Source organism: Kitasatospora sp. NPDC085879 (assembly GCF_040686255.1).
GTDB lineage: Bacteria > Actinomycetota > Actinomycetes > Streptomycetales > Streptomycetaceae > Kitasatospora.
Genome location: NZ_JBFBJZ010000015.1, coordinates 132758 through 147895 on the forward strand (window position 1 = coordinate 132758; position 15138 = coordinate 147895).

Consider the following 15138-nt stretch of genomic DNA (forward strand, 5'->3'; position numbering starts at 1 on the left):
GGCGGTCGGTCTCGCTATCCGACGGTACTCTGCCGAGCCGGTGATTCCGCCGACTTCGACAGCTCTGCCCTACGCCCTGGGCGAATTGATACCGAACAGAAGCCGTCTCACGGGCATGGGCCCATACTGCATTGTGCCCGTCCGACCGCCAGGACCGGAACGGATCGGGGCGGGGCGTACGTCACTGTCGCGCCCCCCGACACCACCGCGCGCTCCTGCACCGGTGGTTCGTGAGAGACCGACAGCCGCGCACGGCCCCGCCCCCGAAGCCGCGGAGGACTCAGCCCGTCAGCGAGGACTTGCGGGTCGAGATGATCTGGTCGATCAGCCCGTACTCCAGGGCCTCCTCGGCCGTCAGGATCTTGTCGCGCTCGATGTCGTCACGGACCGTCTCCACCGGCTTGTTGGAGTGCTTGGCCAGCATCTCCTCCAGCTGCTCGCGCATCCGGAAGATCTCCTTGGCCTGGATCTCCAGGTCGGACACCTGACCGCGGCCGGTCTCGGTGTACGGCTGGTGGATCAGGATGCGGGCGTTCGGCAGCGCCATCCGCTTGCCCGGGGTGCCCGCCGCCAGCAGCACGGCCGCGGCGGAGGCCGCCTGACCCATGCAGACGGTGGTGATGTCCGGCTTCACGTACTGCATGGTGTCGTAGATCGCCGTGAGCGCCGTGAACGAGCCGCCGGGCGAGTTGATGTACATCTGGATCTCGCGGTCCGGGTCCATCGACTCCAGGCACAGCAGCTGCGCCATGATGTCGTTGGCCGAGACGTCGTCGACCTGCGAGCCGAGGAAGATGATGCGCTCCTCGAACAGCTTGGCGTACGGGTCGTACTCGCGGATGCCCTGGGAGGTGCGCTCGACGAAGCGCGGCACGATGTAGCGGCCCTCGGCTCGGGCGCCCTGGAACTCGCCGCGCGGCGTGTAGGGAGTGTTCATGGGGGGTTCGGTCCTCCGAAGCGTGCGGTCTGGAAGTCTGGGGCCGGCCGTCAGGCGGTGAAGCCGGCGCCGGTGCCGCCGCCACCGGGGACGTCCGCGGCGCTGTGCATGATCTCGTCGATGAGGCCGTACGCCTTGGCCTCCTCCGGGCTGAACCAGCGGTCGCGGTCGGAGTCAGCGGTGATCTGGTCGAAGCTCTGGCCGCTGTGGAAGGCGATCAGCTCGGACATGCGCTTCTTGGTGCGCAGCAGCTGCTCGGCCTGGATCCGGATGTCGGAGGCCGAACCGCCCAGACCGGCGGAGGGCTGGTGCATCAGGATGTTGGCGTTGGGCAGCGAGAAGCGCTTGCCCTTGGCGCCGGCGGTGAGCAGGAACTGGCCCATCGAGGCCGCCATGCCCATCGCGATCGTCACCACGTCGTTCTTGATGTACTGCATGGTGTCGTAGATCGCCATGCCCGCCGAGATCGAACCGCCCGGCGAGTTGATGTACAGGAAGATGTCCTTCTCCGGGTCCGCGGCCAGGAGGAGGAGCTGGGCGGTGATCTTGTTGGCGATGTCGTCGTCGACCTGCTGGCCGAGGAAGATGATGCGCTCGTTGAGCAGCCGGTTGTAGACCTGGTCGCCCAGGCCGCCGAGCACGTCACCGGCGGCGGCGCGCGGCGCCGTCAGGCCATCCATCTGCATCTGCGGGAACGTCACTTAGCCACCTGCTCAGTCGATCTGCGTGTGTGTCGCTGTCCACCGACCCTAACGCGCAGGCCGCGCCGCAGAATCCCCCACGCAGAACTGTTCGCTGTGAGCGCAGGGTGTGCGCGGAAATACGGCGGCGCCGGGCTCCGGGCGGGTCGGCGGCGGGTCGGGAGGGCACCCGCCCCCTTCTGCGCAGACGGCAGTGGCCCGGACACCGTGCGGTGTCCGGGCCACTGCCCTGTGCAAGCGGAGGATCAGGCCTCGGTGGCCTCGTCCTCGACCTCGACGGTCTCGACGGCGTCGGTCGCCTCGGTCTCGTCCTCGTCGTCCTCGAAGGAGACGGTCTCACCGTTGCTGTCGGTGACGGTGGCGGCCTCGACGACCAGGGCCAGCGCCTTGCCGCGGGCGACCTCGCCGACCAGCAGCGGAACCTGGCCGCCCTGGACGATCTGCTGCGCGAACTGGTCCGGGGTGAGACCGGAGCCGGCGGCGCGGCGGATGAGGTGCTCGGTCAGCTCTTCCTGGCTGACGTTGAGCTCCTCCTTGGCCACGATCTCGTCCAGGACGAACTGGGTCTTGATGCCCTTCTTCGCCTGGTCCGCGGTCTCCTGCTCGTAGTCCTCGACGGACTTGTCCTGGGTGGCCAGGTAGGTCTCGAGGTTCATGCCCATGGGCTCGAGCTGGTGGTGCTCCAGGTTGTGCTTGCGGGTCTCGACCTCGTCCTTGAGGAGCTTCTCCGGGTACTCCATCTCGACCCGGGTCAGCAGCTCGTCCAGGACCTTCTCCTGGGCCTGGGTGGCCTGGTCGAACTCCTTCATGCGCTCGAGGCGCTTGCGGGAGTCGGCCTTCAGCTCGTCCAGGGTGTCGAACTCGCTCGCCAGCTGGGCGAACTCGTCGTCGAGCTCGGGGAGCTCCTTCTCCTGGACGGTGGTCACGGTGACGGTGACCTCGGAGCTCTTGCCGGCCTGGGTGCCGCCCTTGAGCTCGGTGGTGAAGGTCTTGGACTCACCGGCGGACAGGCCGACCACGGCCTCGTCGATGCCGTCCAGCAGGCGGCCGGAGCCGATCTCGTAGCTCACGCCGGTCGCGGTGCCGTCCTCCGGCACCTCGCCGTCGACCTTGGCCTCGAGGTCCACGACCACGACGTCGCCGGCGGCCGCGGCGCGCTCGACGTCCTTGACGGAGGAGAAGCGCTCGCGGAGCTGCTCCAGCGACTTGTCGACGTCCTCGTCGGCGACCGAGACGGCGTCGACGGTGACAGCGATGTCCGAGAAGTCAGGCAGGGCGATCTCCGGGCGGACGTCCACCTCGGCGGTGAACTTGAGGTCCCCGCCGTCGGCGATCCGCTCCACGCCCTCGATGTCGGTGATCTCGGGCTGGCCGAGGACCTCGATCTTGCCCTCGTCGACGGCCTGCGTGTAGAAGCGCGGCAGGGCGTCGTTGACGGCCTCCTCCAGCACCGCGGCACGGCCGAAGCGCTGGTCGATGACGCGAGCCGGGATCTTGCCCTTGCGGAAGCCCGGAACCGTGACCTGCTGGTTGATCTTCTTGTACGCCGCGTCGAGGCTGGGCTTGAGCTCCTCGAAGGGCACCTCGACGGTGAGTCGAACCCGGGTCGGGTTCAGAGTCTCGACGGCGCTCTTCACGGTTTGGTCTCCTATGGGCTTGCGGTCAGGTTGTCTCCGCCCGACGTTCTCGGCCGGACGGCCGGTCGGTCGGGCGAGACGGGCGATGGGCGATTGGGGCTGCATCTCCCGTACGGGGTGGACGGTGAGCGTGACTCCTCGCCCTCGGGCGGCTGCTGCCTGTGTGCATGCCACAGGTACTACCGCCATCGGCCCATCCTACCGGTACCACGAATGCAACAGGGCCCCGCCCGCCTGACGAGACCCTGCCGAAAGCGTCGGGGTGACCGGATTCGAACCGACGGCCTTCCGCTCCCAAAGCGGACGCGCTACCAAACTGCGCCACACCCCGTAGTGCCGAAAGAGAGAGTACACGCCGGTCCGGGCCCCCTCGCCGCAATATCACCGGCCGCCGGAGCGAAAGCAGTGTGCATTCGGCCGACCCGACCAGGTAGGCTGGCCCCCGTCCCCGAGGCCCTCACCGGCCGAGGGGCGACGTGCCGTTGGCGCACGTACGCGGGCGTAGCTCAATGGTAGAGCCCCAGTCTTCCAAACTGGCCACGCGGGTTCGATTCCCGTCGCCCGCTCCAACGCATCGGCCCCAGCTCAGCGACATGATCGCGAAGCTGGGGCCGTTGTCGTCTGAGGCACTTTCAGAGCGTCGTGCCCCTTCCGTGCCCGTTCGGTGGGGTGCCGGTGGATCAGCGCGGCCCGGGCAGTACCGTCCCCCGTCCTCGCCATGAGTTCCCGGGTGCCGGCGTGGGTCGAGCGGCCGGGTGTTCCGGGTGTGCCGAGGATCGTGGAAGCTCAGGCCGGCGACGCCCGCCCCGGCGCACGCTCGGTGCCAAACCCGGTTGAACGTGGTTGCGCCGCGGCATGACGCCCGTGGCCCGCGGCACGGCCCGCACAGCGCCGCGACCAGCGCCAAGGCCTGGTGGCGACCCGAGATCCGGTCGGCGACCGCGTACACCTCGGCAAGGGTAGGGCCGGCGCGTTTGGCGATCTCGTGGCGCAGGTGGACGCGGAAGCGGGCCCGTAGCTTGCCGGCGTGGCCGTTCCGGAGCACCGCGTGCGTGTGGTCGCAGCCGTCCGGGTCGAGGGGTGAACCGAGGGCCGGGTCGTTGACCAGGTGCTCGGTGCCGCAGCGGCAGCGGCGGGCCGGTCGTGGACGAGGCCGGAGCCGGAGGCGGTGAGGTGGCGAGCACCCGCGGTGTCCCGATCAACCCCGGACGCAGGACGTCGCGCACCTCGGCCGTCCCCCCGGCGACGACGCCCGGTGGCACGCCGGAGGGGCGCAGGCCGCAGCCCACGCCCCTCCGGACCGGCAGAAAGGTCAGTTGACGGTGAAGAAGTAGTCGGTCGGAGCCGTCTGGGCCCCGTCCTTGGTGGTGCCGTAGACCTCCAGGGCGTACCAGCCGCTGTCGGTCGGGGTCCACGAAACCTGCGCCTCGCCGCGGGCGCCGGCCTTCACCGTGGTGCCCTCGCCCCAGTTGACGGAGTACGTGTAGCTGACCGCCCCCTTGATCTTCGGGGTGAAGGTGAAGGTGCCGGGCACGCCCGCGCCGCCGCCCGAACCGTTCTCGGGGTAGACGTCCGAGGTCACGGTCGGGGAGGTGTCGGTGCCACCGGTGCTCCACCACTGCTGCTGGCTCACCCAGCCGTTCGCGCTGGTGGAGGTGACGAGCAGCACGTCGCCGTACGGGTCGTCCAGCGTGAGGTTCAGCTCGGCGATTCCGCTCGTGGACGCCTTGACCGTCGTCGTCGACCGGGTCTGCCCGAGGCGCTCGACGGTGTAGCTGACCACGGGGCTCACCGCGTGGAGATCCGGGTCGGGGGTGAGCTTGAAGATCGCCTGCTTGCCGTACTGCGGCGAGTTGGAGACCTTGGTGACCTTCGGCGCGTCCGGCTTGACCGCGATGTAGTAGGTCGTGGGCTGGGACATGTTGAACGCCCGGTCCAGGCTGGCCACCCGCAGGACCAGGAGCCCGCTGTTGTACGGCGGCATCAGGTTCACCGTGGCCGAGCCGCCGAGGGAGTCCGCCCGCGCGAAGTAGTTCGGACTGGTCTCGTAGGGGTCGCGGTACTGCGGGATGCCGTGCTCCCCGACCGTCGAGACGCCGGGGACCGGGAACGTGCCGAACCAGGTGAACGCGTAGCCGGCGACGCCGCTCACACCGTTGGCACCGAACGTGAGCGTGATCGGGGTGCCGCCCTGGTTCCGCTGTCCCGCCGGGTAGTTCGGCGAGCTGACGGTCGGCTCCGCGCTCGGGAAGGTGTCGTCGGTGGCCACGTAGCACGGGGCCGACCAGTCGGAGGCGGCGCCGCTGTCCGCGTCCACGGTCCGTGCCTGCCAGGCGTAGGTCTCGCCGTCGCGCAGCGGGGCGTTGTAGCCGCCCAGGGTGGCCGTCGCCTCGTTGCCCACGGAGGCGTACCCCCGCTCGGCGGTGACGACCTGCGACGGGTCGGAGACCGGCCAGGCCCGGAACTGCTCGGTGATCCACCGGGTGTTGGGGTCGGTGTGGCCGGGGATTCCCTCCACCGTGAGACCGGTGCGCCCCGCGACGTACACGGGCGCGGCCTGGTCGGTGGAGCACGCCCGGTACTCGTTGTACAGGTCGGTCGGCGTCGTCGGCGTGCCGCCGGTCGCGTGCGCGGGCGCGGCGACGGCGAGCAGCGCGAGGCCGGCCGCGGCGACCGAGGCGAAGGCCGCACGGGTACGTGCGGCCGGGGTTCTGTTCACGGAGTGCCCTCCCCTGGAGTACCCGCCGGTGGCGTTCCGGTCGAACACCGCTCGACGAGCGCGGGGAATGCTAGTGCACACGTACGAACGACCGCCCGGGTTATCCGCTGGGGTGGTGACGGGGGTCACGCCAGGGCCCGGGTGTCGTTGCCGATCGCGACGAACTGCGGGACCGTCTTTCGGTTCTCGTCGCCCGCACCACACGTCTCGGCCGGCCCCCGCGGCCGGCGGGCACCCGCAGGCCGCGCCGAAGTCCGCACGCGGTCACGGGAATTGGGGGAAACGGCCGAGGCCCGGCCCCGGGATCGTGGGATCCCCGGGCCGGGCCTTCGGGTGCGGCGCGGTGCGCCTCGGCGGTGTGCCGGGGCAGCGGCGTCGGTGTGTTGCGTCAGACGCGGACACCGTGGGCGGCGAGGTACGCCACCGGGTCGATGTCGGAGCCGTACGACGGGGTGGTGCGGACCTCGAAGTGCAGGTGCGGGCCGGTCACGTTGCCGGTCGCACCGGAGAGGCCGATGACCTGGCCGGCGGTGACGGTCTGGCCGACCGAGACCTTCAGCGCGGAGAAGTGGGCGTACTGCGAGTACTTGCCGTCGGCGTGCTTGATGACGACGTTGTTGCCGTAGGCGCCGCCCCAGCCGGCCTCGACGACGGTGCCGGCGGCGATGGCGTGGATGGAGGTGCCGGTGCTGACGGCGAAGTCCACACCGGTGTGGTAGCCGCTGGACCAGTTGGAGCCGGCCTTGTGGTACGGGGTGCCGAGGGAGGCGGCGACCGGCGCGACGTAGCCGGAGGCGGCGGCGGGCTTGGCGGCCTCGGTCTTCGGGGCGGCGGCCGGCTTCGGGGCGGCCGGCTTCGGCGCGGCGGGCTTGGCGGCCTCGGTCTTGGGCGCGGCCGGCTTCGGCGCGGCCTGGACCGGGGTGCGCTTCTCGGAGCGCGAGGCGGCGGCGTCGGACTTCTTCGCCTCGGCCTGCGGGGCGGCGGCCTGGGCGGCCTTGCCGGCGACGGTCAGCTTCTGGCCGGGGAAGATCAGGTTCGGGTTGCCGCCGATGACCTGGCGGTTGTCCTGGTACAGCTTCTTCCAGCCGCCGTCGACGTGCTGGGCGTTGGCGATCTTGGACAGGGTGTCGCCGTGGACCACCTTGTAGCTGGCGTCGGCGGCCGGGGCGGCCGGCGCGGCGGCGGGGGCCTCGGTGTGCGCGGCGGCCGGGGCCGCGGCGGCCGGAGCGGCAGCCGGGGCGGCGCTGTGGACCGAGGCGGCGGACGCAGCGGTGACGGGGATGGCAATGGCGGCGGCGGCCACACCGGTGGCGACGGCGACGCGGGACAGACGGGTGCCCAGAACGGACATCAGGTTTTCCTCTCCGACGCCTGCGAGGTGAGCTGTCGGGTTCGGGCGGGGAGTTCGCCCGGTCGCGAAAATGACGCGACTTCACCCCAAGCCGTCCCGGATCACCGGGCGCGGCACTTACCTTGGGTCCCCCGCTCCTGCCGTGCACGGAATGGTGCGTGACCCCGGGCGGCGGCAGGACTCGGCGTTCCGCCCGGTGGCCCGCCCAGCCGTTGTGGCCGGGCAGGATTCGAGGAAAACCGATCGCCCCCTCCGGAGGCAAGCGCCCCGCCCTCGGGGACCCCCGAGAGCCCTCCCGGGGGTCACTCTCCGCCCGATGGTGGTGGGCGGAGCGCAGTCAGATCAGTGACCGTACGTGTCCGGATCACCAGCAGTCAGGCAAATCGGACACCGGGTGTGGCTGCCCGGTCGCGGCCCGGCACGGATCATGGCCCGCCCGGTGACGCTGGTCACGCGCGGGGCCGATAGCCTCGCTCCCTATCGGTGTTCGACCCCTTTTCGAGCGAGGAGCCGCGGGTGCGCGCGCAGTCCGGACCGGATGTGATCCGGCTCAGCGTCGTCCGGGAGATGGCCCGGCTCGGGCAGCGGTTCACGGTCGAGGGCAGTGTGGTGCGCGGGCCCGGGACGACGGCCGTGGCGGTGCGGGAGCACCCCGGTGAGAACGGCGGCGCCGGGCACGTCGACCTCGGCTTCGCCTTCGACGTGGGGCGGGCGGACGGCCCGGTGGTGTGGGACTGCACGGCGGGCCTCGGCCGGACGGAGCAGGAGCGGATGGAGAGCGCGGTGCGGATGTGGGCGACCACCACCGCGTCGGCCGTGGTGGAGCTGCAGGAGGGCCGGGGCACGCACGGCGACCACTTCCGCCCGGAGCAGCTGCCGGGGTGGCATGCCGTCCAGGGGCCGGCGGCCGTCTTCGGTTTCGGCAGCGACCGGCTGGCGGAGTGGCTGGCGGACCACCGGTTGCTGCCGGCACTGGCCGGGGTGCTGGCGCGGGAGCTCGCGGAGCCGGCGGTGACGGGGGTGAAGCTGTTCCTCGGCGGCCGGGCGGGCGAGGACGTCGCGGAGGTCCGGGTCAACGGCTCGGTGTCGGAGCAGGCCTCGGCGGCGCTGCGGGCGCTCGACTGGCCGCGCGGCGAACGGCTCTGCTGGGCACGGCTGTTCGTCCTGCTGGTGCCGGACGGCAGCCTGCCGGGGCGCAGCGGGGCGGGAGACGGCCCGGAGGAGAGCGGCGCGGAGGGCCGGCCGGCCCGGGAGCGGGCTGCGGCCGGGGCCGAGGCTCCGACGGTGTCCGGGCCCGCCGCACGGCTCGGGGTGCTGGCCCGTTGGCGGCGGGCCCGGGCCGGCCGTTAGGCCGCGGGTCCGGCCGGATCGGCGAGCAGGGTCCGGTGCGTGCGGCTGCCGGGCGCGTGTGTGGCGCCTCCCGGCCGAGGGCCGGGAGCACGTGCGTGCCGGGGCGTCCGCGCCCGGCGTGATCCGCAGGACACGCGCCGGCGCCGGGCGGGGTCGGTCAGCTCGCCACGGACGAGATGGTCTTCGCCAGTTGGTTGAGGAAGTCCTGGATCGGCCGGGCCGCCGTGGACTGGCTCACCATGAAGCCGAAGAGCGCCGCGATGATCGCATGGCTGGTCTTCAGCTGCTTGTTGCGGATGAAGATGACGACGATGACGCCGAACAGGAACAGCGCGGAGACGGAGAAGGCCACCCGGACTCACTTCCTCAATCTGTGGCAGGGGTTCGTCCTGGAACCCCGTGTCGGAACCGGACCGCGGCCTGCGCCGACCGTCCCTGGCACGAGTCGACCGATCCCGCCGCCGTGGAGGCGCCTGCGGCGCCGGTGACGCCTGCTGTCTGCCGCATCTGTCGCCCCCCATCCCCCGAGCATCGACCAGCCCACCCGGACTCAGTGTGGTCGTTCGTGCTGCCTGCGTAAAGGACTAGCCGGGAGCCCGGAGCGAAGATCCTGCCATGTGAGACGAATTTCCGCCGACCGAGACGATAGCGGACGCCTTCTGACGAACCGTCGGCGGGGGTGGGGTGAAACGCGCCGGAATGGCCAATCGGCAGGCCTGCGGCCTGCGATCCACCGGGTGAAGGGTTCGTCAGGATTGGCCGAAGATCACTCCCGGGGGTTGACAGGCGCTACTGGCGCCACACCAGCAGCACGGCACGGTCGTCGTTGACGTCCTTGGCGACCGTCTCGATGAGGCGGCCGGCGGCGCCGCGGAAGCCGTTGACGACGAGTCGGTCGGCCTCGCCCATCAGCCGGTCCATGCCCTCGGCGAGGTCGCGGCCGGGGATCTCGACCATGCCGTCGGTGCACAGCATCAGGACGTCGCCGCAGTCGAGGCGGCCGCGCAGGCCCTCGAACTTGGCGCCGTCGTAGATGCCGAGCAGCGGTCCCTCCTCGGACTCCTTGACCTCCCAGGTGCCGGTGCCGCCGCGCCGCTGCATGCCGGGCAGGTGGCCGGCGGAGAGCAGTTCGTACTGGCCGGTGTCGAGGTCGAGCACCAGGTGGACGGCGGTGGCGAAGCCCTCCTCCCACTCCTGGCGGAGCAGGTAGCCGTTGGCGGCGGGCAGGAAGTCGTGCGCCGGCAGCGAGCCGAGCAGGCCGCCGAACGCGCCGGAGAGCAGCAGGGCGCGGCTGCCGGCGTCCATGCCCTTGCCGGAGACGTCGGCGAGCACGACCTCCAGGGTGCGGCCGCCGGGGCCGGTGCGGGCGGCGACCACGAAGTCGCCGGAGAAGGACTGGCCGCCGGCCGGGCGCAGCGCCATGTCGGCGGACCAGCCCTCGGGCAGCCGGGGCAGCTGGCTCTGCACCCGGAGCCGTTCGCGGAGGTCGAAGAGCATGGTGCCGCCGCCGCGCCAGGGCACGCCGACCCGGCTGCGGAACTGGGCGAGCAGCAGGCCGGCGACGCCGACCGCGCCGACGACCAGGGCGGCGCCGGGGGTGACGCCGTAGACGTAGGCGTCGGGGTTGTCGCTGGCGACGCGTTCGCCGGTGTGGATGAGCGACTCGGTGGACAGGCCCACCGCGGCGGCGGCGTACAGCAGGACGAGGGTGCCGGGGCGCAGCAGCAGCGAGCCGGCGAGCACGGGGAGCACCAGGGAGGTGGGCGGCACCCAGGCGGGGATCCAGATGTTGAGGACGACGAGCAGCGGGACGGCGGCGAGGAAGAGCGCGAAGGCGAGCCAGTCGGGGGCGGCGCCGCGGAAGTAGTCGACGCCGGTTCTGCGCAGGGTGCGGCGGGCCCGGCGGAGCCTCGTGCGCAACCGGGCCGTCACGGGCTCCCTGGCCGCGCTCGCGGTGGGGCCCGTCGCAGTCGTCCGGGGCGGGGTGCCCTGCGTGCTGCCAGCCATGGGGTCCGACCTTATCCACGGTTGCGGGTCGGCGTCGACGCCTGCGCCGGGGCTGCGCGGGCGCCCGGTGGCCCGGCGGCGGGTTTCGGCCGGGTGACGGGAGGGCGCCACGGCGTGCACGCCGGGGGCGCGTGCCACCGTCCGTGCGCCGGGAGTCGGCCGGTCGCCGGAAAGTCGGTCGCACACGGTCGGCGCCCGGTGCGAGGGTGGACGGTATGACGACAGGTGACGCCGGTGCGCTGACGGTCCGTCCGCTCACCGCCGGGGAGTGGGACGGCTGGTACCGGCGGCTGGAGATCGCCTTCGGCGGCGAGGAGGAGGAGACCGAGGAGCGCGAGCTGTACCGCTCGCTGACCGAGGTCGGGCGTTCCCTGGTGGTCTGCGACGGCGAGGAGCCGGTCGGCGGCGGCGGGGCGTTCAGCTTCCGGATGGCGGTGCCGGGCGGGGCGGTGCTGCCGGTGGCGGGCGTCACCATGGTCGGGATCCTGCCGACCCACCGCCGGCGCGGGGGTCTGACGGTGCTGATGCGGCGGCTGCTCGACGACGTGCGGGCGGCGCGCGAACCGCTGGCGGCGCTGACCGCCTCGGAGCCGGGCATCTACGGCCGGTTCGGGTTCGGGCGGGCCGCCTGGCGGATGGCGGTGACGGTGCCGTGCCACCGGGTGTCGCTGCCGGTGGCGGAGAATCCGGCGCTGCGGCTGCGGCTCGCCGATCCGATGGAGGCCTCGGCGGCCTGCGAGCGGCTGTACGCCTCGCTGGTGCCGGGGCGTCCGGGCCGGCTGGAGCGCCGGCCCGGCTGGGAGCGGCATCCGCTGCTGGACGTGCCGTCCTCCCGGGGCGGCTTCTCGCCGCGCCAGTGCGTGCTCGCCGAGGACACCGAGAGCGGCCGGCTGCTGGGCTACGCCCGCTACTCGGCGAAGGTGGACTGGTCGGCGGCCGACAACGCGGCGGGCCGGGTGAAGGTGCGGGACATCGAGGCGCTGACGCCCCAGGTGTACGCGCGGCTCTGGCGCTACCTGATGGACATGGACCTGGTGGACACCGTGGCGGCCTCGAACCTGCCGGTGGACGATCCGCTGCTGCACCTGGTGTCGGACGTCCGCCGGTTGGAGCCGCGGCTGAGCGACGCACTGCACGTGCGGCTGATGGACGTGGGCTCGGCGCTGGAGTCGCGGGGCTACGCGCAGCCGCTGGACACGGTGCTGGAGGTGGCGGACGGCTTCTGTCCGTGGAACGCGGGCCGCTGGCGGCTGAAGAGTGCGGGCCCGGGCCGGGCGACGAGCTGTGTCCGCACCGGGGCACCCGCCGACCTGGCGCTGGACGTCCGCGAGTTGGGGGCCGCCTATCTCGGCGGCGAGACGCTGGCGGCGATGGCCCGGGCCGGCCTGGTCGCCGAACTGACGGAGGGCGCGCTGGCGCGGGCCTCGCGGGCCTTCGCCTCGGACGTGGCGCCCTGGCTGCCGCACGGGTTCTGACGGCCCGTGCGGCCCAGGCGTCTCGGAGGGATCAGCCCTGGGGGTGGTGGGCCGGGATCGGCGGGAGTTCGCCGGTGGTCTCGTACTCGGTCAGCATGTCGATCCGGCGGGTGTGCCGGGCCTCGCCGCTGTACGGGGTGTTGAGGAAGATCTCGACGAACTTGGTGGCCTCGTCGAGGGTGTGCATCCGGCCGCCGACGGAGATGACGTTGGCGTTGTTGTGCTCGCGGCCGAGGGCGGCGGTCTGCTCGCTCCAGGCGAGTGCGGCGCGGACGCCCTTGACCTTGTTGGCGGCGATCGCCTCGCCGTTGCCGGAGCCGCCGATCACGACGCCGAGGGCCTCGGGGTCGGCGGCGGTGCGCTCGGCGGCGCGCAGGCAGAACGGCGGGTAGTCGTCCTCGGCGTCGTAGATGTGCGGGCCGCAGTCGACCGGCTCGTGGCCGGCCGCCTTCAGCCACTCGACGAGGTGGTTCTTCAGTTCGTATCCGGCATGGTCGGAGCCCAGGTACACGCGCATGACCACGAGTGTGGCATGCGCGTGCACCGGCCCGCCGGAGGGGGCGGCGTGTGCCGGGCCCGCCCGGTCAGCGGGTGCGGCCGAGGAGCTTCCAGGCGAGCGGCAGGGCGCCCATGGCGAGCAGCACCTTGAGCGCGTCGCCGACCAGGTAGGGGTAGAGGCCGAGGTCGGCCGCCTTGGCGAGCGGGACGTGCAGGGCGGCGGCCAGGTAGGGGACGCCGACGGCGTAGATCGCGAGGCTGCCGAGGACCATGGCGACCGCGGTGCGCAGCGGGCTGCGGTCGGCGCCGCGGCGGGCGAGGGCGCCGGTGAGGCCGGCGGCGAGCACGAAGCCGAGGACGTAGCCGAGGCTGGGCATCGTCCAGCCGGAGGTGCCGTCGGCGAACCACGGCATGCCCGCCATGCCTGCCAGCAGGTAGAGGGCGAGCGAGGCGGTGCCGCGGCGGGCGCCGAGGGCGGTGCCGACCAGCAGGGCGGCGAAGGTCTGGCCGGTGACGGGAACGGGCGAGCCGGGCACCGGCACGGACAGCTGGGCGGCGAGGCCGGTGACGGCGGCGCCGCCGGCGACGAGGGCGAGTTCGCGCACCTGGCCGCCGAGGCGGGTGGTGGCGCTGGGCAGCAGGTCGGCAAGCACGGGGGTGCCGGGGATGCCGGTGGTCGGCGCGGCAGTGGCCATCGGGAGGGGCTCCGCTTCTGCTCGGCGGTCGGATTCGATCGGTGACCGGTGATCAGTGAACAGTTGTGAACCTACGCTCCGGTATGCGAGCTGACGGCCGCCGTCTCCGACAAAGCGTCAGGGCCGGGCTTTGTGGGGTCCCGCCTCGGCGCTTCCCGAGGTCGGTGACCCGGGTGTCACACGGAGTCATGGCAGTGTCCGGATTGCGGGCCGTTGCCGGGATTTCTTGGCGTGTCCATCGACCCTGCCGAATAGTGGACAACTCGTTCCGATATCCGACGAACTCTGGATGCGCCTGATGACGACCCCCTCCCCCACGCCCACCCTGGAGCGGCCGGCTGCCGAGCCCGCCGCCGAGGGCCGGCTGGCCGCGGGCCTCAAGCCTCGCCATCTGTCCATGATCGCGTTGGGCGGCGTCATCGGCGCCGGCCTCTTCGTCGGCTCCGGCGCGGGCATCGCCGCCGCCGGTCCGTCGATCATCCTGGCGTTCGCGATCTCCGGCGTCCTCGTGATGCTCGTGATGCGGATGCTCGGCGAGATGTCCGCCGCGCGTCCGGCCAGCGGTTCCTTCTCGGTGCACGCCGAGCGGGAGATCGGGCCGTGGGCCGGCCTGACCGTCGGCTGGATGTTCTGGACGCTGCTGTGCGTCGGCGTCGCGGCCGAGGCGATCGGCGCCTCGCACGTGATGCAGGGCTGGTTCCCGGGTGTGCCGCTGTGGGTCTGGGTGGCCGTCTTCATGGCCTTCTTCTGCGCCAGCAACCTGGCGGCGGTGAAGAACTTCGGCGAGTTCGAGTTCTGGTTCGCCGCGATCAAGGTCACCGCGATCGCCGCGTTCCTGGTCATCGGCATCCTGGCGATCGCCGGCGTGCTGCCCGGCACCGACTCCCCCGGCGCCGCCAACCTGACCGGTCACGGCGGCTTCCTGCCGAACGGCACCACCGGCCTGGTCACCGGCCTGCTGGCCTCCGTCTTCGCCTACGGCGGTCTGGAGACCGTCACCATCGCCGCTGCCGAGTCCAAGGACCCCCGGCGCAGCGTGGCGGGCGCGGTGCGCACCGCGATGTGGCGGATCGCGCTGTTCTACGTCGGCTCGATGATCGTGATCGTCACGCTGGTCCCGTGGAACGACGCCTCCATCCTGAGCCCCGGCCCGTACGTGGCGGTGCTGAACAGCCTGGGCATCCCGGGCGCCGGCCAGGTCATGAACGTCGTCGTGCTGATCGCCCTGCTGTCCGCGATGAACGCCAACATCTACGGCTCCTCCCGGATGGCGTACTCGCTGGTGCAGCGCGGCCAGGGCCCGAAGGCGCTGGGGAAGATCGGCGGCGGGGTGCCGCGCCGGGCCGTGCTGGCCTCCTCCGGCTTCGGCTTCCTGGCGGTCCTGCTGAGCTACTGGTGGCCGGACACCGTCTTCACCTGGCTGCTGAACATGGTCGGCGCCTCGGTGCTGGTGGTCTGGGCGTTCATCGCGGTGGCCCAGCTGCGGATGCGGCGGCGGCTGGAGCGTGAGGCGCCGGAGCAGCTGTCGGTGCGGATGTGGGCCTTCCCGTACCTGACCTGGGTGGCGCTGATCGGCATCCTGGGCGTGCTGGCGCTGATGCTGCTGGACGAGAGCAACCGGATCCAGCTGTACTTCACCGCCGGTCTGGCGGTCGTGCTGGCCGTGGCCGGCTGGATGAAGCAGAAGCGGGCCGTGACGGCCTAGTCCGAGTACGGCAGGGGCGCGGGGACCGCGGGTGGGGAGGCACAGGCTGTGCCTCCCCACCCG

12 protein-coding genes, 2 tRNA genes, 1 pseudogene and 1 riboswitch are annotated in these 15138 nt (G+C 72.2%); of the genes and pseudogenes, 4 read left to right on the forward strand and 11 right to left on the reverse strand.

The window, feature by feature from the left end; genetic code table 11:
• Window positions 1-280: 280 nt before the first annotated feature.
• The 4 genes from AB0P35_RS14615 to AB0P35_RS14630 all read right to left on the reverse strand — a co-directional run bounded on the left by AB0P35_RS14615 (window position 281) and on the right by AB0P35_RS14630 (window position 3606).
• Window positions 281-937: an ATP-dependent Clp protease proteolytic subunit gene (locus AB0P35_RS14615; RefSeq protein ID WP_095874871.1), complete on the reverse strand. Its 657-nt coding sequence runs from the start codon at window positions 935-937 to the stop codon at window positions 281-283.
• A 50-nt stretch (window positions 938-987) separates the two neighbouring features.
• Entirely contained in the window at window positions 988-1617 is a 630-nt protein-coding gene (locus tag AB0P35_RS14620) for an ATP-dependent Clp protease proteolytic subunit (RefSeq protein ID WP_095875664.1), read from the reverse strand.
• A 266-nt stretch (window positions 1618-1883) separates the two neighbouring features.
• Complete coding sequence (tig, locus tag AB0P35_RS14625) at window positions 1884-3275, reverse strand: trigger factor (protein WP_179419483.1); 1392 nt, start codon at window positions 3273-3275, stop codon at window positions 1884-1886.
• 257 nt (window positions 3276-3532) lie between these two features.
• Window positions 3533-3606: transfer RNA gene (locus AB0P35_RS14630), tRNA-Pro, on the reverse strand.
• Between the two features lie 164 nt (window positions 3607-3770).
• On the opposite strand from AB0P35_RS14630, the gene AB0P35_RS14635 reads away from it, so the two are divergent.
• Window positions 3771-3844: transfer RNA gene (locus tag AB0P35_RS14635), tRNA-Gly, on the forward strand.
• 443 nt (window positions 3845-4287) lie between these two features.
• Here the strand turns inward: AB0P35_RS14635 and AB0P35_RS14640 are convergent.
• From AB0P35_RS14640 to AB0P35_RS14650, 3 genes and pseudogenes are all read right to left on the reverse strand, one after another.
• Window positions 4288-4383, reverse strand: a pseudogene (locus AB0P35_RS14640) (hypothetical protein); the annotation flags it as partial.
• Between the two features lie 204 nt (window positions 4384-4587).
• Window positions 4588-5994 (reverse strand): hypothetical protein, encoded by a 1407-nt coding sequence (locus AB0P35_RS14645; RefSeq protein WP_363510514.1) that lies wholly within the window; start codon window positions 5992-5994, stop codon window positions 4588-4590.
• A 388-nt stretch (window positions 5995-6382) separates the two neighbouring features.
• Complete coding sequence (locus tag AB0P35_RS14650) at window positions 6383-7345, reverse strand: LysM peptidoglycan-binding domain-containing M23 family metallopeptidase (RefSeq protein WP_363510517.1); 963 nt, start codon at window positions 7343-7345, stop codon at window positions 6383-6385.
• A 4-nt stretch (window positions 7346-7349) separates the two neighbouring features.
• A riboswitch (cyclic di-AMP (ydaO/yuaA leader) is annotated at window positions 7350-7512 on the reverse strand.
• Window positions 7513-7861: 349 nt separating this feature from the next.
• Between AB0P35_RS14650 and AB0P35_RS14655 the strand changes: the two genes are divergently transcribed.
• Window positions 7862-8695: a DUF6348 family protein gene (locus AB0P35_RS14655; protein WP_363510520.1), complete on the forward strand. Its 834-nt coding sequence runs from the start codon at window positions 7862-7864 to the stop codon at window positions 8693-8695.
• 157 nt (window positions 8696-8852) lie between these two features.
• Here AB0P35_RS14655 and AB0P35_RS14660 read toward each other — a convergent pair whose 3' ends face one another.
• Entirely contained in the window at window positions 8853-9047 is a 195-nt protein-coding gene (locus tag AB0P35_RS14660; protein ID WP_030270493.1) for a hypothetical protein, read from the reverse strand.
• 437 nt (window positions 9048-9484) lie between these two features.
• On the reverse strand, window positions 9485-10702 hold the full coding sequence (locus AB0P35_RS14665; protein ID WP_095874866.1) for a PP2C family protein-serine/threonine phosphatase: 1218 nt from the start codon (window positions 10700-10702) through the stop codon (window positions 9485-9487).
• A gap of 215 nt (window positions 10703-10917) precedes the next feature.
• Between AB0P35_RS14665 and AB0P35_RS14670 the strand changes: the two genes are divergently transcribed.
• Complete coding sequence (locus AB0P35_RS14670) at window positions 10918-12177, forward strand: GNAT family N-acetyltransferase (RefSeq protein ID WP_363510524.1); 1260 nt, start codon at window positions 10918-10920, stop codon at window positions 12175-12177.
• Window positions 12178-12208: 31 nt separating this feature from the next.
• On the opposite strand, the gene AB0P35_RS14675 is transcribed toward AB0P35_RS14670, so the two are convergent.
• Together AB0P35_RS14675 and AB0P35_RS14680 are read right to left on the reverse strand one after the other, a co-directional pair.
• The gene (locus AB0P35_RS14675) at window positions 12209-12694 is read right to left on the reverse strand and encodes a ribose-5-phosphate isomerase (protein WP_095875663.1); all 486 of its coding nucleotides are present in this window, start codon (window positions 12692-12694) and stop codon (window positions 12209-12211) included.
• Between the two features lie 67 nt (window positions 12695-12761).
• Complete coding sequence (locus tag AB0P35_RS14680) at window positions 12762-13370, reverse strand: biotin transporter BioY (RefSeq protein ID WP_363510528.1); 609 nt, start codon at window positions 13368-13370, stop codon at window positions 12762-12764.
• Between the two features lie 397 nt (window positions 13371-13767).
• Here AB0P35_RS14680 and AB0P35_RS14685 point away from each other — a divergent pair, with 397 nt between their 5' ends.
• Window positions 13768-15075, forward strand: a complete 1308-nt coding sequence (locus AB0P35_RS14685) for an amino acid permease (protein ID WP_363510549.1) — start codon at window positions 13768-13770, stop codon at window positions 15073-15075.
• Window positions 15076-15138 lie beyond the last annotated feature (63 nt).